This is a genomic window from Pseudomonas sp. Mb7 (assembly GCF_054790525.1).
This window is the reverse complement of sequence record NZ_CP186501.1, coordinates 607,061-633,487: the sequence shown is the minus strand read 5'-3', so window position 1 is coordinate 633,487 and position 26,427 is coordinate 607,061. Positions and strand designations below refer to the sequence as shown.

Genomic DNA, 26,427 nt, shown 5'->3' with positions numbered 1-26,427 from the left:
GTTCGAAAGGCTCATTCATCAGCTTAGGAAAAATCCTATAGCGCGCACAGATACAGCTGAGTCTCAATATGTCAGGCAACTGCTAGGCTCAGCGTGGCTTGAGCCAGACACCCTGTAACGACATATAACAAAAAAGAATATAACTTTTGTTTTAACAACTAACAGTACGGGTTAGGGTGTCCCACCTTTTTGACGATTCGATGGAGAGCGACCTTGCCTCTGCGTAGCACTTTCACGCGTTTCTTTCAGTTGGAAGCTGCCAGCGGTCTGTTATTGATCGCTGCAGCCATCCTGGCCCTGATTATCAACAACTCGCCATTGTCGTGGCTGTACACCGGCCTGCTCGACACCCCGGTGGTGGCGCAGATCGGTGCGTTGAAAATCGCTAAACCCCTGCTGCTGTGGATCAACGACGGTCTGATGGCGATGTTCTTCCTGCTCATCGGCCTGGAAGTGAAGCGCGAAGTCCTTGACGGTCAGCTGTCTAAACCGTCGCAGATCGTCCTGCCCGGTGCAGCCGCGATCGGCGGCATGCTGGTGCCGGCGCTGATCTACTGGTTCCTCAACCGCGACAATCCGGCAGCCCTCGACGGCTGGGCAATCCCGACCGCGACCGACATCGCCTTCGCCCTCGGCGTGCTTGCACTGCTCGGCAAGCGCGTACCGGTGTCGCTGAAACTGTTCCTGATGACCCTGGCGATCATCGATGACCTCGGCGCCATCGTGATCATCGCCATCTTCTACTCCGGCGAACTCTCGACTCTTTCCCTGGGCCTTGCAGCAGCGTGCATCGCGGCGCTGGTGGCGATGAACCGGCTCGGGGTGGTCAAGCTTGGGCCGTACATGATCATCGGTTTGATCCTCTGGGTCTGCGTACTGAAGAGTGGTGTCCACGCAACGCTGGCTGGCGTAACCCTGGCCTTCTGCATCCCGCTGCGCACGAAAAACGCCGAACCGTCGCCGTTGCTGACCCTCGAACATGCGCTGCACCCATGGGTGGCCTACGGCATCCTGCCGCTGTTCGCCTTCGCCAACGCCGGCCTGTCGCTGAGCGGTGTCACCGTGGAAAGCTTCACTCACCATGTGCCGATGGGCATCGCGGTGGGCCTGCTGCTGGGCAAGACCGTCGGCGTGTTCGGCCTGACTTGGCTCGCGGTCAAAACCGGCATCGCCGCCCTGCCCCAAGGTGCCAACTGGGGTCAGGTGCTGGGCGTGGCGATCCTGTGCGGCATTGGCTTCACTATGAGCCTGTTTGTCGGCTCGCTGGCGTTTGAACCGGGTGTGAGTGATTACGCTGGCATGGACCGGATGGGGATTTTGACCGGGTCGATTCTGGCGGCGTTGATTGGTTATGCGGTGACGGCGGCGGCGAGTCGCAAGAACTCCCAACCGATATAACCTCTGTGGCGAGGGTCAAGCACCCTCGCCACAAACTTCCTGCGTTCCCGTTACACAGCGAACAATCCTCACGTCTTTAGCGACGCGTCCTACAGCCACCATTTTCCTGCTTCGTTAACGTTGCGCAGCCCTTTGCGAAGGGCTGTCGATGGATGAACGAAAGGACGATCAGTGGCTGGCAACAAGGACATTCCTCGGGTTCAAAACCCACCGCAAGGCGACGGGCATCACGTCACCTACCGCTACATGACGGCCACTGAACTGGCCGAGCGCGATGCCAGACAAAACGCTTACGACGCCATGCTGGCGCGGCAGGAGGCTTTCGAGCGCAGTCGTGAGGTGGCGGTCAAAAAAGCCGATCCCGTTCGCGCCGGCTGCGTATTCGCCAAGTCCTGCAAATTGCCGGATGCGATTATCGATTACTCGAGTCCTTCGGGGATGGTGCCGACCGACAGCCTGAAGGATTACGGCGATCTGATTCTGCTGGGCGCGCGTGAGGCCGATGAAAGCGGCGCAGTTCCGCTCAAGAAAATCGGCGCAACCGCTATTCCGGCCGGATTTGGCAGTCTGGCTCTGGCGGGATCGGTGTTTGAAGCACTGCCCGCTGCTGTATCAAGCGCGGCTGTTGCGCCTTTAGTTGGTTTGGTTGCGCTGTTCATGCCATCGAGTCTTGGCGACAGTGCGCTCTATACCGACGAACAACTGCGTGGACTTGAACAGGCGCGAACGCGTGTTCGGCTGAGGGTCGAACAGCAGGCCGACGGCAGCCTGAAGGGCTACGGTTTCTACACCGGCAAGAATCGCGATTGGGAAATGGTTGATGTCGTGCAGTTCAAGTTGCGTGACAGCCGGTTCATTGCTGACTTGGGCGAAGGCGTAGAACTGATCTGGACGCCTGCCGTGGATGGCTCGGACATCCTTGGCATCCCCGCGCTGGAGGCTGCACCGCAAGCGCCGCATATCTGGGTGTATCCGCCGACGAAAGCAGCGGACGGGATTCTGGTGAATCCGGTTTATCCGCCGGAGTACCGGGATTTCATTCTGGTTTTTCCGGTGGGGTCGGGAGTAAAACCGATTTACATTGTTGTCAGCGCTGCGAAAGGTACCGCCGAAGAGGGTCATACCTATCACCCAGCTCCTGAAACGGTGGATATAACAGCCTTTCCTGATTTGAGAAGAGCAAAAAAGAAAACACCATACAACGGAGGGCTTCGGGATCGCTGGATCAACGCGAAAGGCCGGATAATATACGAATGGGACTATCTGCACGGTGAACTTGAAGCATACCGCGCAAGCGATGGCAGCCATTTAGGCTCTTTCGATCATAGGACTGGCGAACAGATAGATCCGCCCAAAAAGAAACGAAATATCAAAAAATATTTATGAGGATTACATGGGACTGAAGGCCAGGCTTGAATGGTATGACAAGCAAACCGAACTGGGTGAAGGAGAGGAGCTGTCGAAAGATTTTGGTGAGGACTGCTCACTAATTGAAGCGTTAGGCCTGTCGCCTGCCAGAAACATAAATAATGGCGGATTTGATGTTAAATCCGATTGGTTAAAGATTCTTCAACCGTACTTCCAGCACTTCATCCAATATTCGTCTTACGACTATCAGATATCATTCGTATACCGCGACAACTGGTAGATACCCATTCAATACCCGAAAAAATATCAAAAAAAGATATCTGTGAGGAAGAGATATGGGACTAGAACTGAGACTGGAGTGGTACGACACAGCAACCCTGCAATTGCAGGGCGAGGAGTCGTCAAAAGATCTGGGGGATGATGAATCAGTACTGAATGCCTTAGGCATTCCGGTGGAGGGCAACATCAATAATGGCAGCTTCAACGTCGTCGAGAAGTGGGTTGCGACCATTCAGCCATACTTTCAACATCAAATCATTCTGAGTGCCAACGACTATCAAATTTCGTTTGACTACAGTTAATACCGACAAACAGGCTATTGAAATTTAATGCGCTACCTTTCGATAACCGGCTTTTACCCTGATGACGCTCAAGATGACTCTTTGCAATTCGAGTTACATATAAAAGATAGCGAGATGAACGAAAAAGTTGCACAGCTCATTGAATCCAAGCCCCTGAATGAATTGGAACCCGGGGAGCTGTTATTGACTACAGATCAAGTCACTGCGCTGAAAACTCTTCTCAAAGTTAGCCTCCCGAAGGGTTTGGAGTTCTTCATGGGCACCGGTGCTGATTACTGACTACCGAATTGGGAAGCAAAAAACAAAAAACCCCGACCAGTCACCTGATCGGGGTTTTCTTTACCCTGAATTCCGCTTAGTGCGAAACGCGGCTGGTCCCGCCAACGGTGGAGATGCGCACGCGCTCGCCAACGCGGAACACTTCATTCTCCTGCACCTGCTGCACATAAGCACGCATGCTGCCGTCGTCTTCACGCACGGTGATTTCCACACCTTGCGTACGAGTCAGGCCTTCTTCCGTGGCCGAACCGATCAGACCACCCGCCACCGCACCGATAACCGCGGCAACGATGCTGCCCTTGCCGCCGCCGATGGCGCTGCCGCCAACGCCGCCGACCGCTGCACCAGCGAGGCCGCCGATCGGGGTTTTGGTGCCTTCGATTTTCACCGGGCGCAGGGATTCGATGGTGCCCATGCGAATCGTCTGCACGCGACGCGCTTCGTCACGGGAGTAGGAGTCACCGGTCAGGCTCGATTGGCAGCCGGTAAGCAACATCGCCATCGTGGAAAAGGAAGCAACCAGCAGAACAGACTTACGCATAGCATCAACTCCAAAGAAACATATAGTCATTAAACTCCGTGGCTTGACGCCTGTCACGACACTGCCCGGATAAATTGGCTTTCATTCAGGCGCGGTACAGACACCTGCACGCTCTCCCTGATTTAGCCCCTACAGTAGCGCCAAATTACCGATTCTGCGCCACGGACACCAAGGATTTTCATGGATTACTTCATCATCGTCGTCACCACCGTCGCCGGTTTGTACTTCCATTGGTGGTTGTACGTGCGGATCAAGCGCTGGATGGATCGCGATCTGGCGTTGTCGCTGGCGGGCAAGGATGAAGGCAAACGCGCCTTCATGCTCGAACAGTTGGCGAACGCTCAGGCGCAGAGGATCAAGCGCCGGGATCTGCCGAAGTGGCTGGAGGCCGCTGCGGCAGGCTATCCCGCTCGGTAGACTGCTCAGGGTGCCAGACGTTCAAGAATCCAGTCGGCGCCCTGCACACGGTAGTTGAGGCGATCGTGCAGACGGCTCGGACGGCCCTGCCAGAATTCGATGCGCTCAGGCAGCAAGCGGTAACCACCCCAGTGTTGCGGGCAGTCGGGCTGAGTATCGGAGAAACGCTGCTCGGTGGCCTTGAGCAAATCTTCCAGTTCACCGCGCCCGTTGATCACCCGGCTCTGCGGTGATGCCCAGGCACCGAGACGGCTGCCCAGCGGACGCACCTGATAATACGCATCCGACTCCGCGGGCGTGACCTTCACCACCCGCCCTTCGATGCGCACCTGGCGTTCGAGGGTGGGCCAGAAAAAAGTCATGGCGGCAAACGGGTTGGCCGCCAGGTGCTGGCCCTTGGCGCTGTCGTAGTTGGTGAAGAAGGTGAACCCCTGCTCATCGAGGCCCTTGAGCAGCAGAATGCGACAGTGCGGTCGCCCATCCTGGTCGACCGTGGCCAGGGTCATGGCGTTGGCTTCCACCGGCGCCTGTTCGGTTTTCACCGCGTCGGCGAACCACTGGTGGAACAACGCAAACGGCTCGGCCGGGGCTTGCGCCTCGGTCAGACCATCCCGGGTGTAATCACGACGCATATCTGCCAGAGCCTGGGTCATGGCGCATTCCTTTTCGTTAGCGGATCACTTCTTGGTGGCATCGGTCGCGGCGACTTTCTTGTCGGTCGCGGCGGCTTTGGCTGGCGCAGTCTTTTTCGCTGGGGCTTTGGCTGGGGCTTTTTTGGCCGGTGCCTTGGCAGCCGCTTTTTTCACCGGAGCCTTCTTGGTTGCCGGAACAGCCGCTTTTTTCGCAGCAGGCGCTGGAGTTACCGGTTTGGCGGCTGGCTTGACGTCTTGCGCGGCGACCATGGTCACTGGCTTCGGCGTTGGCATGTTGTACTTGCTCAGCAGCGCAACCATGGTGTTCTGCGGGGTCACCAGCAGTTCGACACGACGGTTCAGGGCACGACCTTCAACGCTGTCGTTGGCCGCACGCGGCGCTTCCGAACCCATGCCGCGCAGCATCAGGCGATCACGCTGCAAGCCGCTGAGACGGAAGATCGCCGCAATGGACTGGGCACGTTCCTGGCTGAGTTTGATGTTGGCAGGCGCGGCACCACTGGAATCGCTGTGGCCAAGGACCAGCACGGCAGTTTTCGGGTCGGCTTCGAGGATTTTCGCCACTCGGGTGAACGGACCGAGGGTGACCGGCAGCAGCATGGCGGGACGATCCGGATTGAACGAGCCTTCGACCGGTGCAGTCACGACCAGCACGTTTTCACGGCGTTCGAGTTGCAGATTGCTGTCCTTGACCGCTTCACGCAGGCGCGGTTCGTAGTCGTCGAGCCAGGCCTGGGTCACTTTCGGATCCGGCATCGGCACGGCTTTGGTGGTGGGTTGATCCTTACCGCCGAACGGCCACCACCATTTGCCACCCGCGTCGGCTTCAGCTTTGGCCACGGTGACCGTTTTTTTCGCTTCCGGGGCGACTTCAGCCTTCATATCGGCCTTGGCCGCTTCATCATCGGAACCGAACGGCCAGTACCACGGGCTGCTGCTTTGAGTCTTGGCCACGGGTGCGGAGGCCGCAGGTTTCAGCGGGGCGGGGGCCGGAGCTGGCTCCTTGGCCGCGACCTTGTCGGAAGAACCGAACGGCCACCAACTACCGCCGTCCGCATCGTTTTTCGGGGTCTGTGCACAACCGGTGATCGCTACACACAGGGCCAGGGCGAGGGTCTTTTTAGATGACATTGAAAATCCACAAAATGAAGTAATGAAAAATCAGAGCACTTTCGCCCGGATAAACAGCCGTTTTGAAACGAAAAACCGCTTGAGGTTCCGACCCTGGGACCTCGGATGAAACTTTACAGACAAGTGGCAAGCACCCGCGCGAGCTTCTGCGCGCGGGGATCCATCAAGACGTACGGCCCAAGGGTATTTGTCACAAAACCAAACGCGACATCATGCTCGGGGTCAGCAAAACCGATGGAACCGCCCGCGCCCGGATGGCCGAACGCACGTGGGCCGAGGCCGTAAGTGGCGTTGGGCACATCCGGTTGATCAAGCATGCAGCCCAGACCGAAACGGGTCTGGGTCAACAAAGTCTTGTCTTCGCCGAGGCTGTGTTCGCGGGTCAGCTCTTCGAGCATGTCGCTTTCGAGCAGGCTGCCGTCGAGCAAACCAGCGTAGAAACCGGCCAGACTGCGCGCATTCCCGTGGCCATTGGCCGCCGGTTGCTGCATGCGTCGCCACTCCGGTTTGTTGGTGCTGGTGAGCACCGAGGGCGGATTGGTAAAAGCGCGAGTGGTCATGGCGGCCGGTTCGCGCATGGTCACTTGCAGCAGGCGTTGCGCGGCGGCATCACCAGTATTGCCCTTGCCGCGAGCGATATGCGCCACCCGGTGGAATTCTTCGTCAGCCAGACCGATGTGGAAATCCAGTCCCAACGGCTTGGCGACACGGGCGACGATGGATTCGCCAGGCCCGCGACCGTCAGCGCGGCGCAGCAATTCGCCGATCAGCCAGCCGTACGTGATCGCGGCATAGCCGTGACCAGTGCCCGGCGTCCACCACGGTGTTTCAGCCGCGAGGGCGTCGACCATGGTTTGCCAATCGTAGAGGGCTTCCGGCGCCAGCAGCTCATGCAGCGCCGGCAGACCGGCCTGATGGCAAAGCAATTGGCGCAGGGTGATGGATTCTTTGCCGGCAGCGGCGAATTCCGGCCAGTAGCGGGCGACCGGAACATCCAGTTGCAGCTTGCCTTCACCGACCAGTTGCAGGGCGGTGACGGCGGTGAAGGTTTTGGTGCAGGAGAACAGGTTGGCGATGGTGTCGCTGTGCCAGGCCTCGGCGCCATCCTTGTCGGAGGTACCGGACCAGAGGTCGAGGACGGTTTCTCCACCGACCTTGATGCACAGGGCTGCGCCGCGTTCCTGGGGATCGTCGAACAGTGCAGCAAAGGCTTCGCGCACCGCTTCGAATTGAAGCTCGTAATGTCCCTGAATCTGCACCCGCAACTCCCCCGCGAAAACGCTCTACAAAGTGGCCCGCATTGTTCCAGCCCTAGAGGGATTTGGGAACAGCTGCGGGCCAGACGGTTAAAAGCCAAGTCAAAAGATCGCAGCCTGCGGCAGCTCCTACATGAGATCGCATTCCTCTGTAGGAGCTGCCGCAGGCTGCGATCTTTTTAAAGCATCACACGTTAATGACCATTCCCCGAATGCCCACCGGCATGCCCTGCCCCCGGCCCTTTACCGGCCTCGCCTTTGCGCCCGCCCTCAGCCTCATGCCCCGCCGCAGCGGCGGCTTTCTCGGCCTCTTTGCCAAGCTGATCAATGGCCTGCAGATTGCTCTTGCGCACTGACTCGACGAAGCCCTGATACGGCAGATCCGTCACTCCCACCAGACCGAAGTGGCCATTCTCACCATCAAGCAGACGGCCGGTTACCGGTTGGTCCAGATACTGGAACCAATGCACGCCAACAATCGACGGTTCACTCAGCGCTTGTTTGAGGAAGTTGGCGTAGGCCGGGCCGCGATCTTCTTCCTTGGCCAGTTGCGTGACGCCGCCCCAGAACGGGCCACGATCCGCTGAGCCAAAGTTGAATTCGGTGATCATTACCGGTTTGTCCAAAGCGCCCAGTGCGGCAAAGTCATAACCGTCCTGCGGTTTCAGCGTGTACATGTTGAAACTCAACACGTCGCAATACTGCGCGCAGGAGGCTACAGCTTCAGGGGTGCTGATGGCGAAGCGACCGCCAAGCAGCAACTGGTTCGGCGCGTGCCATTTCAGCGAGTCGGAGATAGTTTTGAAGTAAGTGTCGGCGAAGACTTTCTGGAAATATTTGAAGTCAGCCTCGATTTCCGGATGTTCCGGGTTCGGCAGTGGTGGCACGAAACCCGGGTCTTCCATCAATTCCCACGCCGGCAGATCAATGCCCCACGCCTTCGACAGCCCCGCCTGATTGCGATACTTGTCGCGCAATTGCTTGAGGAACGCTCGCTTTGCTGGCACGTCGGTGGTCATTTTCAGGGTGCCATAGGCCAGCGCGTAGCGGGATTTCGGATCATCGCCGGGACCGGCCCACGCCAGTTCGTTGTCGGCGTAGTAGCCGATCAGCCACGGATCGTCGCGGTGATCGCGGGCGGCGATGGCGACAGCGCGCTCGGTGGCCATGGCGAAACGCGGATCAAACGGATCCGGCATACCACCCCACCAGTCGCTGCCGGTGCTGATGCTGGTGTAGTCACCGACGATCGACAGCGGCAAGGTGTAAGGCACACGCTCGGCATCACTTAGCGAATCGGCACTCCAGTTACCAACCGTGTTGAAGCCCCAGGCTTGCAGGCGATCGAGCGTGTGGCTGGCCCACTGTTGCTCATCAATGGTGGCCTTACACGGCTCAGCAGCCTTTTCCGCCGTCGCTTGTACGGTTTCAGTTTTGGCTGCCTCAGCGACACCGGACTTCGGCTCCGCAGGCACCGAGACAGGTTCAGCCGAGTTCACTGCGGCCGTTTCAGCGGCGGCAGACTTGGCCGCTTCGGCGACTCCGGACTTGCTCTCACTGTCGGCTTTGCACGGTTCACCGTACACGCGCTGCAGGTTGGCGCCATAGAAGTCGTACCAGCGCCCGTTGCCGTATCCCCGGCCCTGATCAACACCGTTGCCGCCACGGTTGTCACCCTCGCCAAAATGCTTGGCCAACGGTTCTTCAGGTTTAGGCAGGGATTCAAACATGTACTCACGGCCAGCCACGTAGGTTTGGTTGACCTGGGGGCTGACGGTGTTCACGCCCAGCGAGTAAAACGGATGACCTTCAGGCGTGACCAGATACCAGCGGCCATCACGCTTTTCAGTACGGAAGAAACCGCTGGCCTTGAACGCCGGGCCTTTGTTCCAGCCGCCGAATTTGTCCAGCGAAGACTTTTCACGCTCGGCCAGCCAGGTTTTCAGCTGTTGCTGTTCCTTGGCGGCGGCAGATTTCAGTTGTTCGTCGTTGCTGATTTTTTCCGGCCACTTGCTGCGCGTCGATTGCCCGTAGGCGTCGACCAGATTGCCGTAAACGGCCTGGGTGACCGATTCGCCGTTCTGCACACCGAAACGCTCCAGCAGCAAACTCTGCGCGACTTTCGGCTGATCCAAAGACAAGCTCACCGAAACCACTTGGCTGCGATCGATCTCCCCGCTGCTGCTGGCCAGCAGGATCCGCTGACCATCGACCGTCATTGGCATGGGTGGCCCGGCTTTCATGCCAAGACTCAGCGGTGACGATGCCACCAGCGGCACCAACAGGGTCTGCGCAGGCCCGGCCGGCAGGTCGACGCGGCTGACCAGGGTGCGACCGTCGTTGCTCTGGATTTGCACATAGACCGTCACCGCCCAGTCCATTGCGCTCTGCAAACGCAAAGTCATCATGCCTGACTGCGACCAGTCCCAAGCCCCGGTCTGCGGCGTCAGACGCAAGGTCGGGCGGGCCACCGGGTTGAACGTCACCCGGCGCAGCACTTCGCCCTCAGGCGTTTGCTCGGCGTTGGCTTGCGGCAGATCAGCGTTTTCGGTGGCGATTTTCACCACGTCGGCAGGACGGACAAAGTTGAACAGGGTCTGCTGACCGGCGGGCGCTGCCAGCAACGGGGCAGCGAAGATCAAGGCAAATACGGCAGGCAACGAACGGCGGATCATAAGAACGGAGTTCTCCCTAACGACCAACAATGGCCAATGGAAAAGCGATGGCAGAGAGATAGACAACACAGCGGGCAAAACTGCCCACCGTTGTCTCAGGATATTTCACGACGGAAAGGTGGCAACGCATTGAGGATCGCCTTGCCGTAGCGCTGGGTGACCAGACGCCGATCGAGCAAAGTGATGGTGCCGCGGTCTTCTTCGGTGCGCAGCAGCCGCCCGCAGGCCTGAACCAGTTTCAGCGAAGCGTCGGGCACGGAGATTTCCATGAACGGATTGCCGCCACGGGCCTCGATCCATTCCGACAACGCCGCTTCGACCGGATCGTCCGGGACCGAGAATGGGATCTTGGCGATTACCACGTGTTCACAGTACGCACCCGGCAAGTCCACCCCTTCGGCGAAACTGGCTAGACCGAACAGCACGCTGGAATCACCGCCGTCGACCCGCGCCTTGTGCTTGTTCAGGGTTTCCTGTTTCGACAGGTTGCCTTGAATGAACACTTGCTTGCGCCAGTCGCGGTCGAGACCGTCGAACACGTCCTGCATCTGTTTGCGCGAGGAGAACAACACCAGGGTGCCGCGCGAGCCTTCGACCAGATCGGGCAACTCACGGATGATCGCTGCCGTGTGTGCGGCGGCATCGCGTGGATCGGCTTTCAGGTCCGGCACCCGCAACACACCGGCGTCGGCGTGATGGAACGGGCTCGGCACCACAGCCGTGACGGCCTTTTTCGGCAGGCCGGCGCGCATGCGGAAGCGGTCGAAAGTGCCCAGCGCCGTGAGGGTCGCCGAGGTCACCAGACAGCCGTAAGCCACGTTCCACAAGCTGCGGCGCAAGGTTTCTGCCGCCAGGATCGGGCTGGCATTGACCTCGATATCGAACAGCGAACCGCTTTCGGCCAGAGTCAGCCAGCGCGCCATCGGCGGGCTGTCTTCCGGGTCTTCGGCGGTGAACGCAGTCCACAGCTCCCAGTTGCCGGAGGCACGCGACAACAGGCTGCCGAACAGCGGATACCATTCCTCAGCCTGATTGCTGGCGATGCCGATGTTGACCTCGCCGTCCATGCCTTCCTTGAGCAGGTCGGTCAGACGGGTGAACAGATCATTGAGACGAGCAAAGCCTTTTTTCAGCTCGATGCCCATTTCGCGCATGTGCTCGGGAATCACCCCGGCGACGAAGCGATGCCGTGGCCGCTCGCGACCCTCGACGTCTTCGCCGGGTTTGAAATCGGCGACCTGCTCGCAGGCGCTGAACATGAACTGTTGCTGAGCCTTGATCTCACGCGCCAGTTCCGGAACTTGTTCGATCAATTTGCCAAGATCGCCTGGCAGCGGATGCTGGGCCAGCAGTTTGGTCAGGTTCTTCGCGGTGGTTTCCAGCCAGTCGGCGGTGGAACGCAGGCGCGTGTAATGGGCGAAGTGGCCGATGGCCTTGTCCGGCAGGTGATGGCCTTCGTCGAACACGTAAATGGTGTCGCGCGGATCCGGCAACACCGCGCCGCCGCCCAGTGCAAGGTCAGCCAGGACCATGTCGTGGTTGGTGACGATCACGTCGACCTTGCCCATACCTTCGCGGGCCTTGTAGAAGGCGCACTGGCCGAAGTTCGGGCAATGGCGGTTGGTACACTGGCTGTGATCGGTGGTCAGGCGCGCCCAATCGGCATCTTCCAGTGCATTCGGCCAGCTATCACGGTCGCCGTCCCACTTATTGCCGGCGAGCTTTTCGATCATGCTGGTGAACAGCTTTTGACTGGCCTCATCGACCTCGATCTTGAAGCCTTCTTCTTCGAACAGCTGGGCAGTGGCGGTTTGCGCGTGGCCTTCCTGCAAGAGCATGTCGAGCTTGGACAGGCACATGTAGCGGCCACGGCCCTTGGCCAGGGCGAAGCTGAAATTCAGCCCGCTGTTGCGCATCAGGTCGGGCAAATCCTTGTAGACGATCTGCTCCTGCAGAGCGACGGTCGCGGTGGCAATGACCAGGCGTTTGCCGGCCAGTTTGGCGGTGGGGATCGCGGCCAGGCTGTAGGCCACTGTCTTGCCGGTACCGGTACCGGCTTCCACCGCGACAATCGCGGGGTCGCCACTGCGCCGGCCTTCGTCGTCGGTGTCGATATCCCCGAGGACTTTGGCGATTTCAGCGATCATCAGGCGCTGGCCGTAACGCGGTTTGAGGCTCTTGGCCTCTAGAAAACGCGAATAGGCGCCCTGGATCGTGGTTTTGAGTTCAGTACTGATCATGGATTGTCGGGCGCAAAAAACGCTGGATAAATTTTCAGTGGTTTCGGATGGCGGCTATCATACCCCGCTAATTAATCCCGCGCAGAACGGAGTGCCCCAATGACACCTTTTAGCCTCGTTTACCCCCTGCATGTGCTGTCCGCCCTGGTGTGGGTCGGCGGCATGTTTTTCGCCTGGATGGTCCTGCGCCCTGCGGCTGTGAAGGCCCTAGACGGCCCTGCCCGCCTGACCTTGTGGGTGGAAGTGTTTCAAGGTTTTTTTCGGTGGGTCTGGGTCGCGGTGATTCTGTTGCCGATCAGCGGCGTGGGCATGCTGCATTTGCAGCAGGTCGGGTTTGAGACCGCGCCGAAGTATGTGCAGGTGATGATGGGCTTGTACGTGGTGATGACTGCGCTGTTTATCCGCATTCAGGGGTTGATGCTGCCGGAATTGCGCACGGCGGTTGATGCAAAGGACTGGCCGGCGGGTGCGGCGGTGCTGGGGCGAATTCGCCGGGTGGTGGGGCTTAATCTGATTGTGGGGGTGGTGTTGGTGGCGATTGCGGCGGCGAGGCCGTGATCGTTCCCACGCTCTGCGTGGGAATGCCGCAAGGGACGCTCTGCGTCCAGTGACGCGGAGCGTCACGGGCTGTGTTCCCACGCGGAGCGTGGGAACAATCAGTGATCTTACAAGCGCTGCACAGTCACCGCCCCCGCCGCCCCCACTGGCCCAGGCTGGCCATCCGCCCCGGCCTTGCCGTTCTTGCCACCATCGGCGCGATACACCAAGCACCCCTTGGACTTGCCGCCCTTCCCTGCTTTGCCGCCAACACCCGCCGGGCCACCGTTGCCACCTGCCACATTGACCTTGATCAACTCCGCCGGAAACTCGCGAGGCACTTCCAGCCGCACCAACGCACCCGGTGCGCCCGGTTGGCCATCGCTGCCGTTACTGCCATCAAAACCGTGCCCGGCCGCGCCATAAGTGCAGCCTGGGTCTTCGCCGTTACCGCCATCGAGGCCGACAAAGCCCGGTGCGCCGGTGCCGCCACGGGCATCGACCAATAGCTGCGGCGCGTTCAACGCCTTGAATTGCAGATTCAGATTGCGCCCCGCACGGGCAGCTTTTTCATAAGTCCCCGGCGCCCCGCGCGCAGTGATCTGACTGCCTTCGCTCAGTTCGGCGCGGGCCACTTTCAATTCCAGCGCCTGTTCAGCTGGAACGATTGCAATGCGCGCTTCATGACCGAGACGCAACTCGCCCACGGTCAATTCGGTCACGTTGGCGGGAATCAGCAAGGTGCCGTAATCGGCCACGTCCAGACGTTCGAGCTGCAAGGTGCTGGTGGTATTGGGCAAACGCATCAGCGAATTGGTTTCGACACTGACCACCTGGGCACAGGCCAATGGGCTGATGAATGCAGCGAGCAAGCAGAGTTTACGCATGGGAAGAAGCCTCCGGAGCGGCCGGGGCCGGGATGGTTTGCAGGTGAAATACGCCGAACAGCAGGATGCGGCCACGGTCACGCCAAGGGTGCGGGCGACCTTTGAGGCTGCGATTGCACAGCAGCACTTCGAATAAATGAATCAGCAACAACAGACCGCCGGCCAGATTGACCAGCAGATGCAACGGATGTACGAACGGCACCAACTGGTTGGCCAGCACCACGCAGCAGAACAGCAGGGTCAACAATCGCCCCAGCCCCCAGAACACTTTCATACGCTCCCCCGTGTTGCGAATTATTCTTTGGGCGCACAGTAACGGCTTCTGCGGGGGATAAGCCAGAGGGGAAAATGAAAAAACTTCGATCGTCTGCCAAATGGCTGCCGAAACGACGCTAATCGTCGCCCGGCAGCTCTAGCCTGCGCCCTACAGACGCTTCCTAACGGTTGATGTGCAACTCCACACGCCGGTTCTGCGCACGACCTTCATCGGTGGCGTTATCGGCAACCGGCTCGCTTTCACCGCGACCTTCACTGGTGAGTTTGTTCGGCGCCAAGCCCTGGCTCAGCAAATACGCGGCGACACTGCTCGCACGCCGTTCCGACAATGCCTGGTTGTACGCATCCGACCCTTTGCTGTCGGTGTGACCTATGACCTTGATGCTCACCACATCGGCACTGCGCAGTTTGTCCATCAGCGTATCGAGCTGGGCTTTCGCCGCCGGGGTCAGGTCGGATTTGTCGAAATCGAACAGCACGTTGCCGGCATCGCTCAAGGTAATGACCTCAGTTTGCGGTGCAGGCTCCGGCACTTTTTCCGTGACCGGGTACTGTGGCAGCGGGCAACCACGGTGATCGACCGGGGTGTTTTCCGGAGTGTCCGGGCAACGGTCGCGGCGGTCAAATACACCGTCGCCGTCTTCATCGCCGTCCTGGGCATAACAGATCAGTCCGCCGGTAAGAATCCCCAGCGCTGCGCCGCCACCGGCCCAGCCAGCGCTTTCGATAGCGCCGAGGCCGCCACCGACCAGTCCGCCGATAACGCTGCAGATCGGCCACGTACGTTGATTGAGGGGTGCAGTGCCATCGCTGTGGGTGGCGCAACCGGTGAGCAAACTGCCTAGCAGCAGCACCGGCAAGACGGACCTTGAGAAAACAGTCATTGTGAAAGCTCCTGTGTCACCGGCCCATACCGGTTACACAGGAGTAAAGACCCGCATCCGCGACTGCACAAGCCGCGGATGCGAGAGGGGCTTAACGCTGGATTTTGATTTCGGTACGACGGTTTTGCGCGCGACCGTCAGCGGTTTTGTTGTCGGCAACAGGCTGGCTTTCACCCAGACCGGACACCGAAACGAAGCTGGCGCGTGGCACACCTTGCTGGATCAGGTAATCCACCACCGAGTGCGCACGACGATCCGACAGTTTTTTGTTGTAGGCATCGCTGCCCACGCTGTCGGTATGCCCGGTCACGGTCAGTTGCGCCGTCGAGGATTCCTGTTTCAGGCGGGTGGCGACCTTGTCGAGCACTTGCTTGTCAGGGCCGGTCAGCGTGGCTTTGTCGAACTGGAAGTGCACATCACGGATAACAATGGTTTCTTCCTTGACCACTACAGCTTCTTCGACCACGGGTGCAGGCGCTGGTGGAGGGCAACCGTCAGCATCGACCTGTACGCCTTTAGGCGTGCCCGGGCACTTGTCGCGACTGTCCGGCACGCCATCGCCGTCTTCGTCGCCATCGCCGTGAACCCAGCAATAGGCCGCTGCCGTGCCACCGACCAGCAACGCACCGTAGCCGGCCCATGCCGAACTTTCGGTTGCGCCGAGACCGGCACCGACGACACCACCGACCGCCGCACAGGTCGGCCAGTCGGTTTTCTGCAAACCTGCGCAACCAGTCAACACACTGGTTAGCAGAATCAAAGGTAACGCTGTCCGAACTATGCTCATCTGGTTTTCTCCTGAGGGATCGGCTTAGAACCGATTCAGGGAGTAAAGACCGGAGTTTTAATCTCCGCCAGCAATAGGCCACCGCTGTTTGCGAGCCTGTTCACAGGACTTCGGCACATTTACCCGAAACGGGCGGAACAGGGCGCTTTGCCGCCACCGTCAGGCAGGCTAGTCTTGGCGGTCTGATTGAGGAGCTTCGATGAACGTCGCCATTTCTTCCCGTACGCCGCAACAGGCATTGGCCGTTTTGCTGGATCGCTACGCCCCGGCGCGGCTGTTGCTGATCGGCGCCAGCGAATTTCCAGCCCTGAGCGTCTTTAAAGAGGCACATCCAGACACCGTCGTGGCCCACGCCGCGCCGGGGGCGTTGCCTGCTGAACTGGCGGCACAGCGTTTCGATCTGGCGCTGGTGGTCGATTGCCTGGAACATTTGCCCAAACGCGATGGCCTCAACTTGTTGGGCGGGATTCGCAATCTCAACGCTAGCCGCATCGCCGTGCTGGCGGATCTGGCGGCCAGCGGCTGGCAGGAAACCGACTTCTATTCACTGGCGCTGCAAGCCAGTGAATGTTTTCAACGCGACGATCAAGTGCTGACCCTGTTCACCTATGATCTGCTTGAATACAAACAAGTCCCCGACTGGCTCAACTCACGGTTCTGGGCCAATCCGGAAAACTTCGGGAAATACTGGTGGTAATGCAATGAGTACAGCCATTTGCCCGTGCGGCAGCGGCAATCTGCTGGAGGCCTGCTGCGGCCATTATCACGACGGCCATCCGGCACCGTGCGCCGAAGCGCTGATGCGTTCGCGCTACAGCGCCTATGTGCTGGGGCTGATCGACTATCTGGTGGCGACCACCCTGCCCGCCCAGCAAGCGGGCCTCAATCGCCAATCGATCACCGACTGGAGTGCGCAGAGCACCTGGCTCGGCCTTGAAGTCGAGAGCTCGGAAGTCTTCGGCGGTCAGCCGGAACACGCTTTCGTCACCTTCACCGCGCGCTGGCATGACGGTCAGGGCGAGCATAGCCATCGCGAGCGTTCGTCGTTCGTGCAGAACGCCGGGCACTGGTACTTCATTGATCCGACGGTGCAGTTGAAGCTGGGGCGCAATGACAGTTGCCCGTGCGCCAGTGGGCAGAAGTTCAAGAAGTGCTGTGCGGGATATTTCGGCGCTTAAGATCAAAAGATCGCAGCCTGCGGCAGCGCCTACACAGGATTTTCGTTTCCCCTGTAGGCGCTGCCGAAGGCTGCGATCTTTTAGCGGCTAGACTGCCAGCAAAGGGAGTAAAACCATGCTCGGTCGCTGGCGCACACTACATTTTCTGTTTTTGATGCTGATCCTGAACCTCGGCGGTTGCGCATCGTGGTTCAACGATGACAGCGTCGACCCCGCCGTGCATCTGGTGAAAGTTGAAGTGGTGCGCGCCAAACTGCTCGAACAGAAATTCATCCTGCACTTTCGCGTCGATAACCCCAACGATAGCGACCTGACCGTGCGCGGCCTCGAATACCGTATTCATCTGGCCGACATACTGCTGGCCGAGGGTGAGCATGAACACTGGTTTACGGTCGGACCAAAACGCAGTGCTTACTTCAAAGTGCCGATCCGCACGAACCTGTGGCCCCGGGTAAAAGATGTGGTGAAAATGCTGAAAAGCTCGAATCAACAGATTCCCTATCGCTTGCAGGGTGAGATGGAAACCGGTTTATTCATCGCCCACTACGTGCACCTTGAGCGCAATGGCGTGATAATCCCCGCCGATTTAATTCCGGAGCAACACCGATGACCCAGCAACCTCATGTCCATGGCCCTGACTGCAACCACGATCATGACCATCATCACGAACATGACCACGGCCACGTTCACGGCCCGAACTGCGGCCACGCCCACCAGGAACCGGTGCGCAACGCCCTGAAAGACGTCGGCCGCAACGACCCGTGCCCATGCGGCAACGGCAAGAAATTCAAGAAGTGCCACGGCGCGTGATGCCCGGGGCGAAGAGCCTCTTCGCCTGACCTGCCGCCTTCGCGAGCAAGCTCGCTCCCACAGTCATTCGAGTTCCTCCAGTTGGAATGCAATCCCTGTAGGAGCGAGCCTGCTCGCGATGAGGCCGGCACATGCAACATCGTTGGCGTCTGACAGACCGTTATCGCGAGCAGGCTCACTCCTACAGGTGAGCGGGTTTCTTCAGTTGCAATGCAATCCCCTGTAGGAGCGTGCCTGCTCGCGAAGGGGCCGGCACATACGGTGAAGTTTTTCAGCCGGCCACCAGAATCTGTGCAGAACTGACTACCGTCGCATACTCCCCCTGCAAATTCCCCAGCGACATCCCGTGCACCTCTTCAGCCGTACGCAATGTGCCGAAATAATCAGCCTTGTCGAAGGTGAAACAGGCATCCTCCGCTACCCACGCAGCAAAGCCAAGATTGCCCGCCGTACGCGCCGTTGACTCCACTGAGTTGTTCGTCGCCACGCCGACGATAACCAATTGCCCGATCCCCGCCTCGCGCAACCGCGCCTCTAATCCCGTGGCACAAAACGCATCCGGCACCTGTTTCTGAATCAGCCATTCGCCGTCCTGCGGCAAAAACCTCTCCTGAAACTCCACCCCTTCCTGCTCCGGCCAAAACACCGATTCCGGCTCACGGGACAGATGTTGCACATGAATCACCGGCCTTGTGCTACGCCGCCACAGCCCCAGCAGATCAAGGATTCGCTCTTCCGCCTGAAGATTATTCCTTCGACCCAAACGCGGCTGCAGGATGCCTTTTTGCTGGTCGATGATGATCAGTGCAGCGTTGGCCTGAAGCTCCATGGCGATTTTTCTCATGCAGAGTCATTGAATTCTGCGCAGTTCAGCATCACCTCTTCCTGCTAAGCAAGCTATCGAACGCACACGGGACGACCTGACGCCGGCGTTTGCTGTCCGCACGCAAGTCCATTTCTGCTTTGGAGTTCTCCATGATCGACCTGTATTACTGGACCACCCCCAACGGCCACAAGATCTCTCTGTTCCTCGAAGAAGCCGGCCTGCCGTACAACGTGCACCCGATCAACATCAGCCAGGGTGAGCAGTTTCAGCCGCACTTTCTGAAAATCGCCCCGAACAACCGCATCCCGGCCATCGTCGATCATGAACCGGCCGATGGCGGCGAACCGTTGTCGCTGTTCGAATCCGGGGCGATTCTTTTGTATCTGGCGGAGAAGACCGGGAAGTTTCTGCCCCAAGACCTGCGCGGTCGGCAAACGGCGCTGCAATGGCTGTTCTGGCAAATGGGCGGACTGGGGCCGATGGCCGGGCAGAATCACCACTTCAGCCAGTTCGCCCCGGAGAAAATCCCCTACGCGATCAAGCGCTACATCGACGAGACCGCGCGGTTGTATGGCGTATTGAACAAGCAACTGGCTGATAACGAATTCGTCGCCGGCAGCGAATACAGCATTGCCGACATGGCGATCTACCCGTGGATCGTCTCGCACAAATGGCAGAGCCAGAACCTCGAAGACTTCCCGCATGTGCAGCGCTGGTTCAACCACATCAAGGATCGCCCGGCGACCGTGAAGGCCTACGCGCTGGTGCAGAAAATCAATCCACCGAAGGCTTGATTGAACGGCAAGAGATCGCAGCCTTCGGCAGCTCCTACAGGGGAATGCATGCTTATGTGGGAGCTGCCGCAGGCTGAGATCTTTTCCATTCGACAGAAATACGCAAATAACCCCCGCCCCCGCTTGCGCGGCCACCTCCTGCTCACTAACGTAGCGCCTTTACTGACGCTACCCCCCGCAGGAGCTTTGCCATGGCCTCGCCAGCCCTCACACATTTTCTTCCCCGGTTCGGCGTTGCCGCAGCAGTGGCCGGTGTTTTGGGCCTGTCCGGTTGCCAGACCTGGAATGCTCAGGACACCCTCCCCCCGACTTCCGGCGTGCAACCGCTCAAGGGGCTGGCGCAGAACGTGTCGGTACGTCGCAATGCCATGGGCATGCCGCTGATCGAGAGCAACACGTTCCATGACGCACTGTTCAGCCTCGGTTACGTCCACGCCAGCGATCGCATCAATCAAATGGTCACCTTGCGCCTGTTGGCGCAGGGCCGCCTGGCGGAAATGTCCGGCGCGTCGATGCTCGATGCCGACCGCTACATGCGCGCGGTCAATCTGAAGAAAAGCGCTGGCGAGCTGTACAAGGCTTCGTCGCCACGCCTCAAGCGCTTCTTCGAAGTCTATGCACGAGGCGTCAACGCCTACCTGTTCCGCTACGCCGACAAGCTGCCGGGCGACCTCGCCTCCAGTGGTTACAAGCCGGAATACTGGAAGCCGGAAGACTCGGCGCTGATTTTCGCCCTGCTGAATTTCAGCCAGTCGGCCAACCTGCCGGAAGAAATTTCCTCGCTGGTGCTGGCGCAAACCGTCACCACCGACAAACTCGCCTGGCTGACGCCGTCCGCGCCTGACGAAAACCTGCCACTGGCCGAGGCCGACAAGCTACAAGGGCTCAAGCTCAACGGGCAGATCCCCGGCCTGACCGAACTGAGCAACGCCAGCCAGCAACTGTCCGCGCTGAACCTGCTCGGCACCCCGTCTTCGAACAACTGGGCGATCGCCCCGCAACGCAGCCGCAGCGGCAAGAGCCTGCTGGCCAGCGACGCCCATGGGCCGCTGGCCGCGCCGTCGCTGTGGAGCTTTGTGCAGATCCGCGCACCGAAATATCAGGCCGCCGGTGTCACCGTTGCCGGTCTGCCGATGGTCCTCGGCGGTTTCAACGGCAAAGTCGCGTGGAGCATGACCAGCGTGCTCGGCGACAACCAGGATCTGTTTCTGGAAAAAATTCGCCGCCAGGGCAGCAGCCTGACCTACGAGGTCAATGGCAAATGGCAGCCGCTGGGCGTGCGCAACGAAACCTACTTCGTCAAAGGCCAACGGCCGATTCGCGAAGCGGTGTACGAAACCCGCCACGGCGCATTGCTCAACAGTGCTCAGGCGGCCGCGCAAGGCAGCGGTTTCGGCCTGGCCTTGCAGACGCCGAGCTTCACTGATGACAAGTCGCTGGATGCGTTTTTTGATCTGACCCGTGCACAAACCGTTGAACGCGCTTCCGACGCGAGCCGCGAGATCCGCGCCATCGCCCTGAACCTGGTGTTCGCCGATGCGAGCAACATCGGTTGGCAGGTCACCGGGCGTTTCCCCAACCGCCGAGAAGGCGAAGGCTTGCTGCCGTCGCCGGGCTGGGAAGGTCGCTACGACTGGGACGGTTACGCCGACCCGATGCTGCATCCGTACGATCAGGATCCGGCGCAAGGCTGGCTCGGCACCGCCAACCAGCGTGTGATTCCTCACGGTTACGGCATGCAACTGTCGAACTCTTGGGCGGCGCCGGAACGTGGCGAGCGTCTGGCGGAACTGGCCGGCAGCAGCAAGCACGACAGCCGCAGCGTGATCGCCATGCAGTACGACCAGACCACCACCTTCGCCGCCAAGTTGAAGAAAGTCTTCGAAGCACCGGGCATGAAGCAGCCACTGAAACAGGCGATCGATGCCCTGCCAGAAACGGACCGCAGCAAGGCGCGCGAAGCGTTCACGCGGTTGATGGCGTTCGACGGCAAGCTCAGCCCGACCTCGGCGGATGCGGCGATCTATGAGCTGTTCCTGCAAGAAAGCATGAAACAGATCTTCCTCGATGAGCTCGGTCCGGAATCGAGTCCTGCGTGGAAGGCGTTTATCGCCAATGGTGATCTGTCTTACGCGGCGCAGGCTGACCATCTGTTGGGGCGCGAAGACAGTCCGTTCTGGGACGACATTCGTACACCGCAGAAAGAAGACAAAGCGGTGATTCTTGCCCGTAGCTTCGCGGCGGCGATCAGCGCTGGCGAGAGTCAGTTGGGCGGCGATCACCGGGCCTGGCAGTGGGGCAAGCTGCACAGTTATGCCTGGAAGAACAGCAATGGCCAGACCGTGCGCGGACCACTGGCGGCCGGTGGCGATCACACGACGTTGAACACGTCGGCGTTCGCCTGGGGCCAGGATTTCACCACGACGCGCGCACCGTCGATGCGTTTCATCGTCGACTTCGGCCAAGCCGAACCGCTGATGGGCCAGAACGGTACGGGGCAGTCGGGTAATCCGGTGAGTCCGAACTACCTCAATGGCATCGATGCGTGGTTGAAGGGGCAGTACATCGGCTTGCCGATGCAGCCGCAGAACTTTGATCGGGTGTATGGCAAGGCCCGCCTGACGCTTACTCCCGGCAAATAAGCTGTACATCAAAAGCCCCTCACCCTAACCCTCTCCCGGAGGGAGAGGGGACTGATTGGGGGATGCTTGAGTCATACACCGACCTGAACGTGCACTGCCGAATCCAGAATCAACTCGGTTCGTGCCTTGCCGAATCCGTAATCGACTCGGTATTTCACGTCGGCGTAGCTGGCCAGACACCTCAGTCGGCCCCCTCTCCCTCTGGGAGAGGGCTGGGGTGAGGGGCTTTTGATCTGGTCCAGAATCTGTGTTCGACTCGGTATTTCACGTCGGCGTAGCTCTCCCAGACACCTCAGTCGGCCCCCTCTCCCTCTGGGAGAGGGCTGGGGTGAGGGTTGCTCTTCAAAGTCGATAGAACTTCCAGCCCAGCGCCAACCTCATAGCTAACAAGCCCCCCATTCTGGTAAGGACATGGACCTTGTTATCGCCCGCCCCGAGGGTTTGTATTGCCCTGCCGGAGATTTCTACATAGACCCGTGGCGCCCCGTCGAGCGCTCGGTCATTACCCATGCCCACGGCGATCATGCCCGTACCGGTAACCAACATTATCTGGCCAGCAGCGCCAGCGAAGGGATTTTGCGCGCGCGTCTGGGGCAGGACATCAACCTGCAAACCCTCGCCTACGGCCAGCGTCTGACACACCACGGTGTCACCCTGAGCTTTCACCCCGCCGGCCACGTGCTCGGTTCTGCACAAGTGCGTCTGGAATACGGTGGCGAAGTCTGGGTCGCGTCCGGCGACTACAAGATCGAACCGGACGGCACCTGCGCCCCGTTCGAACCGGTGCGCTGCCACACCTTCATCACCGAATCGACCTTCGGCCTGCCGATTTATCGCTGGCAGCCACAGGCGCAGGTGTTCAGCGAGATCAACCAGTGGTGGGCTGCGAACATCGCGGCCGGCAAGGCCAGCGTGTTGTTCTGTTACTCGTTCGGCAAGGCTCAACGGATACTCCACGGCATCGACGAAAGCCTCGGCCCGATCCTCAGCCACGGTGCGGTCGAACCGCTGAATCGGGTCTACCGCGATGCCGGCGTGTATTTGCCGCCGACGATCTACGCCGGGGACGTAAAAAAAAGCGACCCGATCATGCGCCAGGCTCTGGTCATCGCCCCGCCTTCGGCCGGTGGCAGCAGTTGGATGCGCCGTTTTGGCGAGTACAGCGACGCATTTGCCAGCGGCTGGATGCGTTTGCGTGGCACCCGACGGCGGCGCGGCGTCGATCGCGGTTTCGTGCTCTCCGATCACGCCGACTGGCCCGGCCTGCTCTGGGCCATTGAGCAAACCGGCGCAGAGCGGGTGATGGTCACCCACGGTTCAATCGGCGTGCTGGTGCGGCATCTGCGCGAACAGGGTCTGGATGCCCAGGGTTTCAACACCGAATACGGCGATGACGAAGAAGAACACATCGCCACCGAACCGACCATCGCCGAGATGCCAGCATGAAAGCATTCGCCGAGTTGTACACCGAGCTCGACGCGACCACCTCGAGCAACGCCAAACTGGCGGCGATGCAAGCCTACTTCGCCCAGGCCGAACCGCACGACGCCGCGTGGGCGGTGTACTTTCTCTCCGGTGGCCGGCCCCGGCAACTGGTGCCGGTGAGAATTCTGCGTGAACTCGCCGTCGAGATCTCCGGCCTGGAACCGTGGTTGTTCGAGGAAAGCTATCAAGCCGTCGGTGACCTGGCGGAAACCATTTCGCTGGTACTCGCAGAAAACCCGCACACCTCCGACGCCGGCCTCGCCGAGTGGATCGAGGACAAACTGCTGCCACTGCGCGGTGAAGCACCGGAATATCTGAACCGGCAACTGCCGGCCCTGTGGGCGCAACTGGATCGATCAAGCCTGATGCTGTGCATCAAATTGATCACCGGCAGTTTTCGCGTTGGCGTGTCGAAATTGCTGGTTACCCGGGCCTTGGCCTCGATGGCCGGGCTGGACAGCAAGCGCGTGGCGCAGCGTCTGGTCGGTTACACCGATCTGTCCAACCGGCCGAGCGCCGCCAGTTACCTGAAGCTGATTGCCCCTGAATCCAGCGATGAACATGCCCAGCGGGGTGGTCAGCCGTATCCGTTCTTCCTGGCCCACGCTTTGTCGCAACCGGTGGAAGAATTTGAAGCGCTGATCGGCCCGGCCAGCGATTGGCAGATTGAATGGAAATGGGATGGCATCCGCGCACAAGTGGTCAAGCGAGAGGGCCGACTATGGATCTGGTCGCGGGGCGAGGAACTGGTGACCGAGCGTTTTCCCGAACTGGAGGTCCTGGTACAAGGCTTGCCCGATGGCACGGTGATCGACGGCGAAATCGTCGTGTGGAAAAGCACGCATCCGCGCACCGAAGACGCCTTTGATCCGCAATCGACCGAACCGCCGGCAGTGCAGCCCTTCGCCCTGTTGCAACAACGCATCGGCCGCAAGACCCTCGACAAGAAAATCCTCGAAGACGTGCCGGTGGTGGTGCTCGCCTACGACCTGCTCGAATGGCAAGGCGAAGACTGGCGCAATCAACCGCAGGCCAAACGCCGCGCGCAATTGGAAGACGTCATCGCCCGCTGTAACAGTCCGGTACTTTTACCCTCGCCGGTGCTGACCGGCAGCGACTGGCTCGACCTCGCCCGCCAGCGCGAAGCCTCGCGGCGACTGGGTGTCGAGGGCATGATGCTCAAGGCGCGCGACGCGTTATATGGCGTCGGGCGCACCAAAGACATGGGCGTGTGGTGGAAGTGGAAAGTTGACCCGTTCAGCGTCGATGCGGTGCTGATTTACGCGCAGCGCGGTCATGGTCGCCGGGCCAGTCTGTACAGCGATTACACTTTTGCCGTGTGGGACGGCCCGCCCGAGTCGAGCCAGCGTGCGCTGGTGCCGTTTGCCAAGGCCTATTCGGGGCTGACCGATGAGGAAATGCGCAAAGTCGATAGCATCGTGCGCAAAACCACCGTGGAAAAGTTCGGCCCGGTCAGCAGCGTGAAACCGAGCCTGGTGTTTGAACTGGGTTTCGAAGGCATCGCCCTTTCGCGGCGGCACAAGAGCGGGATCGCGGTACGTTTTCCGCGGATGCTGCGCTGGCGCCAGGATAAAACCGTGGATGAGGCCGATAGCCTGGCCACCCTCCAGGATCTGCTGGCCTGACCCCTTTTCCCGGGACATTGATCGTTCCCACGCTCCGCGTGGGAATGCCTCAACGGACGCTCCGCGTTCGGCCTTGGAGGGGACGCGGAGCGTCCCGGGCTGCATTACCACGCAGAGCGTGGGAACGATCAGCGATCTGCTTGACTGTCCCCGACAAGCCACAAATCAGTGCACGCTTTCTGCCGCGCCCGTTTTCGTGCATTCATCCATTGATCTTGTAGCTCTCCTCACCTTTTAAAACACTTGTTCGGGACTCTGGTTCGGAAATTGCTACTTTCTATAGGTCGTACGCGTTCCAGTAACAATAATTCTGCGCCACAAGCGCTCATATTGGTTCTTAGGGATTGAATAATGAAAAAAGCATTGCTGACCCTTTCTGCACTGGCGTTGTGCATGGCCGCTGGCTCCGCGCTGGCCAAGGAATACAAAGAGCTGCGCTTTGGCGTTGACCCTTCGTACGCACCGTTCGAGTCGAAAGCGGCCGACGGCAGCCTGGTGGGCTTCGACATCGACCTGGGCAACGCGATCTGCGCCGAACTCAAGGTCAAGTGCAAGTGGGTTGAAAGTGACTTCGACGGCATGATTCCGGGCCTCAAGGCCAACAAATTCGACGGTGTGATCTCGTCGATGACCGTGACCCCGGCCCGGGAAAAAGTCATCGACTTCTCCAGCGAGCTGTTCTCCGGCCCGACCGCCTATGTGTTCAAGAAAGGCTCCGGCATCACCGCCGACGTTGCGTCGCTGAAAGGTAAAACCGTCGGTTACGAGCAAGGCACTATTCAGGAAGCCTACGCCAAAGCCGTGCTGGACAAGGCCGGCGTGAAAACCCAGGCCTATCAGAACCAGGATCAGGTGTACTCCGACCTGACCTCCGGCCGTCTCGATGCGGGCATTCAGGACATGCTGCAAGCCGAACTGGGCTTTTTGAAGTCGCCACAGGGCGCCGACTATGACGTCAGCAAGCCAGTCGACAGCGAATTGCTGCCAGCCAAAACCGCTGTCGGTATTAAGAAAGGTAACACTGAGCTGAAAGCGCTTTTAGATAAAGGTATCAAAGCGTTACACGATGACGGCAAATATGCCGAGATTCAAAAGAAACACTTTGGCGATCTGAATCTGTACAGCGGCAAATAATG

At 59.7% G+C, this 26,427-nt stretch carries 27 protein-coding genes; 16 read left to right on the top strand and 11 right to left on the bottom strand.

Annotation, left to right across the window (positions count from 1 at the left end; all coding sequences use genetic code 11):
- The first annotated feature begins 213 nt into the window (after window positions 1-213).
- The 5 genes from nhaA (at window position 214) to ACOYXH_RS02875 (ending at window position 3,626) form a co-directional block, all read left to right on the top strand.
- Window positions 214-1,398, top strand: coding sequence for a Na+/H+ antiporter NhaA (gene nhaA / locus ACOYXH_RS02895; protein ID WP_095049134.1), 1,185 nt, complete (start codon window positions 214-216; stop codon window positions 1,396-1,398).
- 171 nt (window positions 1,399-1,569) lie between these two features.
- Entirely contained in the window at window positions 1,570-2,784 is a 1,215-nt protein-coding gene (locus ACOYXH_RS02890) for an S-type pyocin domain-containing protein (protein ID WP_258709359.1), read from the top strand.
- Between the two features lie 7 nt (window positions 2,785-2,791).
- Window positions 2,792-3,046 (top strand): colicin E3-like toxin immunity protein, encoded by a 255-nt coding sequence (locus ACOYXH_RS02885; RefSeq protein WP_095049132.1) that lies wholly within the window; start codon window positions 2,792-2,794, stop codon window positions 3,044-3,046.
- Window positions 3,047-3,101: 55 nt separating this feature from the next.
- Window positions 3,102-3,347 carry a colicin E3-like toxin immunity protein gene (locus ACOYXH_RS02880; RefSeq protein WP_034154981.1) on the top strand — a complete coding sequence of 82 codons (246 nt, stop codon included), beginning with the start codon at window positions 3,102-3,104 and terminating at the stop codon, window positions 3,345-3,347.
- 27 nt (window positions 3,348-3,374) lie between these two features.
- A complete protein-coding gene (locus ACOYXH_RS02875; protein ID WP_095049131.1) occupies window positions 3,375-3,626 on the top strand; it encodes a pyocin S6 family toxin immunity protein in 252 nt (83 codons plus the stop codon).
- Window positions 3,627-3,702: 76 nt separating this feature from the next.
- Here ACOYXH_RS02875 and ACOYXH_RS02870 read toward each other — a convergent pair whose 3' ends face one another.
- The gene (locus tag ACOYXH_RS02870) at window positions 3,703-4,167 is read right to left on the bottom strand and encodes an outer membrane lipoprotein (protein WP_007918566.1); all 465 of its coding nucleotides are present in this window, start codon (window positions 4,165-4,167) and stop codon (window positions 3,703-3,705) included.
- Window positions 4,168-4,347: 180 nt separating this feature from the next.
- Here ACOYXH_RS02870 and ACOYXH_RS02865 point away from each other — a divergent pair, with 180 nt between their 5' ends.
- Window positions 4,348-4,584 (top strand): hypothetical protein, encoded by a 237-nt coding sequence (locus ACOYXH_RS02865; RefSeq protein WP_150692034.1) that lies wholly within the window; start codon window positions 4,348-4,350, stop codon window positions 4,582-4,584.
- A 5-nt stretch (window positions 4,585-4,589) separates the two neighbouring features.
- Here ACOYXH_RS02865 and pdxH read toward each other — a convergent pair whose 3' ends face one another.
- The 5 genes from pdxH to dinG form a co-directional block, all read right to left on the bottom strand.
- Window positions 4,590-5,237 (bottom strand): pyridoxamine 5'-phosphate oxidase, encoded by a 648-nt coding sequence (pdxH, locus tag ACOYXH_RS02860; RefSeq protein ID WP_258709358.1) that lies wholly within the window; start codon window positions 5,235-5,237, stop codon window positions 4,590-4,592.
- Window positions 5,238-5,261: 24 nt separating this feature from the next.
- The gene (locus ACOYXH_RS02855) at window positions 5,262-6,368 is read right to left on the bottom strand and encodes an OmpA family protein (RefSeq protein ID WP_258709357.1); all 1,107 of its coding nucleotides are present in this window, start codon (window positions 6,366-6,368) and stop codon (window positions 5,262-5,264) included.
- Window positions 6,369-6,481: 113 nt separating this feature from the next.
- Complete coding sequence (locus ACOYXH_RS02850) at window positions 6,482-7,627, bottom strand: serine hydrolase domain-containing protein (protein WP_220558235.1); 1,146 nt, start codon at window positions 7,625-7,627, stop codon at window positions 6,482-6,484.
- Between the two features lie 191 nt (window positions 7,628-7,818).
- The gene (locus tag ACOYXH_RS02845) at window positions 7,819-10,299 is read right to left on the bottom strand and encodes a beta-galactosidase (protein WP_258709356.1); all 2,481 of its coding nucleotides are present in this window, start codon (window positions 10,297-10,299) and stop codon (window positions 7,819-7,821) included.
- A gap of 95 nt (window positions 10,300-10,394) precedes the next feature.
- Window positions 10,395-12,539 carry an ATP-dependent DNA helicase DinG gene (dinG, locus tag ACOYXH_RS02840; protein WP_007918588.1) on the bottom strand — a complete coding sequence of 715 codons (2,145 nt, stop codon included), beginning with the start codon at window positions 12,537-12,539 and terminating at the stop codon, window positions 10,395-10,397.
- Between the two features lie 99 nt (window positions 12,540-12,638).
- Here dinG and ACOYXH_RS02835 point away from each other — a divergent pair, with 99 nt between their 5' ends.
- A complete protein-coding gene (locus ACOYXH_RS02835; RefSeq protein ID WP_095049126.1) occupies window positions 12,639-13,097 on the top strand; it encodes a CopD family protein in 459 nt (152 codons plus the stop codon).
- A gap of 107 nt (window positions 13,098-13,204) precedes the next feature.
- On the opposite strand, the gene ACOYXH_RS02830 is transcribed toward ACOYXH_RS02835, so the two are convergent.
- The 4 genes from ACOYXH_RS02830 to ACOYXH_RS02815 all read right to left on the bottom strand — a co-directional run bounded on the left by ACOYXH_RS02830 (window position 13,205) and on the right by ACOYXH_RS02815 (window position 15,910).
- Complete coding sequence (locus ACOYXH_RS02830) at window positions 13,205-13,963, bottom strand: hypothetical protein (RefSeq protein ID WP_095119206.1); 759 nt, start codon at window positions 13,961-13,963, stop codon at window positions 13,205-13,207.
- Window positions 13,956-14,237, bottom strand: a complete 282-nt coding sequence (locus ACOYXH_RS02825; RefSeq protein WP_095049124.1) for a DUF1145 domain-containing protein — start codon at window positions 14,235-14,237, stop codon at window positions 13,956-13,958. Before ACOYXH_RS02825 ends, ACOYXH_RS02830 begins: the two co-directional genes overlap by 8 nt.
- Before the next feature lie 163 nt (window positions 14,238-14,400).
- Complete coding sequence (locus ACOYXH_RS02820) at window positions 14,401-15,123, bottom strand: OmpA family protein (protein WP_095049123.1); 723 nt, start codon at window positions 15,121-15,123, stop codon at window positions 14,401-14,403.
- Between the two features lie 91 nt (window positions 15,124-15,214).
- Window positions 15,215-15,910 carry an OmpA family protein gene (locus ACOYXH_RS02815; RefSeq protein WP_007918596.1) on the bottom strand — a complete coding sequence of 232 codons (696 nt, stop codon included), beginning with the start codon at window positions 15,908-15,910 and terminating at the stop codon, window positions 15,215-15,217.
- 199 nt (window positions 15,911-16,109) lie between these two features.
- On the opposite strand from ACOYXH_RS02815, the gene ACOYXH_RS02810 reads away from it, so the two are divergent.
- From ACOYXH_RS02810 to ACOYXH_RS02795, 4 genes are all read left to right on the top strand, one after another.
- A complete protein-coding gene (locus ACOYXH_RS02810; RefSeq protein ID WP_095049122.1) occupies window positions 16,110-16,607 on the top strand; it encodes a DUF6231 family protein in 498 nt (165 codons plus the stop codon).
- A gap of 4 nt (window positions 16,608-16,611) precedes the next feature.
- Window positions 16,612-17,088 (top strand): YchJ family protein, encoded by a 477-nt coding sequence (locus ACOYXH_RS02805; RefSeq protein WP_095049121.1) that lies wholly within the window; start codon window positions 16,612-16,614, stop codon window positions 17,086-17,088.
- Between the two features lie 115 nt (window positions 17,089-17,203).
- Window positions 17,204-17,698, top strand: coding sequence for an LEA/WHy family protein (locus tag ACOYXH_RS02800; protein WP_095049120.1), 495 nt, complete (start codon window positions 17,204-17,206; stop codon window positions 17,696-17,698).
- The gene (locus tag ACOYXH_RS02795) at window positions 17,695-17,898 is read left to right on the top strand and encodes an SEC-C metal-binding domain-containing protein (RefSeq protein ID WP_034154967.1); all 204 of its coding nucleotides are present in this window, start codon (window positions 17,695-17,697) and stop codon (window positions 17,896-17,898) included. Before ACOYXH_RS02800 ends, ACOYXH_RS02795 begins: the two co-directional genes overlap by 4 nt.
- 271 nt (window positions 17,899-18,169) lie before the next feature.
- Here the strand turns inward: ACOYXH_RS02795 and ACOYXH_RS02790 are convergent, their stop codons facing one another.
- Window positions 18,170-18,727, bottom strand: coding sequence for a cysteine hydrolase family protein (locus ACOYXH_RS02790; RefSeq protein WP_095049311.1), 558 nt, complete (start codon window positions 18,725-18,727; stop codon window positions 18,170-18,172).
- Between the two features lie 146 nt (window positions 18,728-18,873).
- On the opposite strand from ACOYXH_RS02790, the gene ACOYXH_RS02785 reads away from it, so the two are divergent.
- From ACOYXH_RS02785 to ACOYXH_RS02765, 5 genes are all read left to right on the top strand, one after another.
- Window positions 18,874-19,518, top strand: a complete 645-nt coding sequence (locus ACOYXH_RS02785) for a glutathione binding-like protein (RefSeq protein WP_180699753.1) — start codon at window positions 18,874-18,876, stop codon at window positions 19,516-19,518.
- A 191-nt stretch (window positions 19,519-19,709) separates the two neighbouring features.
- Entirely contained in the window at window positions 19,710-22,160 is a 2,451-nt protein-coding gene (locus ACOYXH_RS02780) for a penicillin acylase family protein (RefSeq protein ID WP_460063227.1), read from the top strand.
- A gap of 411 nt (window positions 22,161-22,571) precedes the next feature.
- Complete coding sequence (locus ACOYXH_RS02775; RefSeq protein ID WP_460063224.1) at window positions 22,572-23,606, top strand: ligase-associated DNA damage response exonuclease; 1,035 nt, start codon at window positions 22,572-22,574, stop codon at window positions 23,604-23,606.
- Window positions 23,603-25,291: an ATP-dependent DNA ligase gene (locus tag ACOYXH_RS02770; protein ID WP_460063221.1), complete on the top strand. Its 1,689-nt coding sequence runs from the start codon at window positions 23,603-23,605 to the stop codon at window positions 25,289-25,291. The genes ACOYXH_RS02775 and ACOYXH_RS02770 overlap by 4 nt, the downstream gene beginning before the upstream one ends.
- 351 nt (window positions 25,292-25,642) lie before the next feature.
- Window positions 25,643-26,425: a transporter substrate-binding domain-containing protein gene (locus tag ACOYXH_RS02765; protein ID WP_007918608.1), complete on the top strand. Its 783-nt coding sequence runs from the start codon at window positions 25,643-25,645 to the stop codon at window positions 26,423-26,425.
- Window positions 26,426-26,427 lie beyond the last annotated feature (2 nt).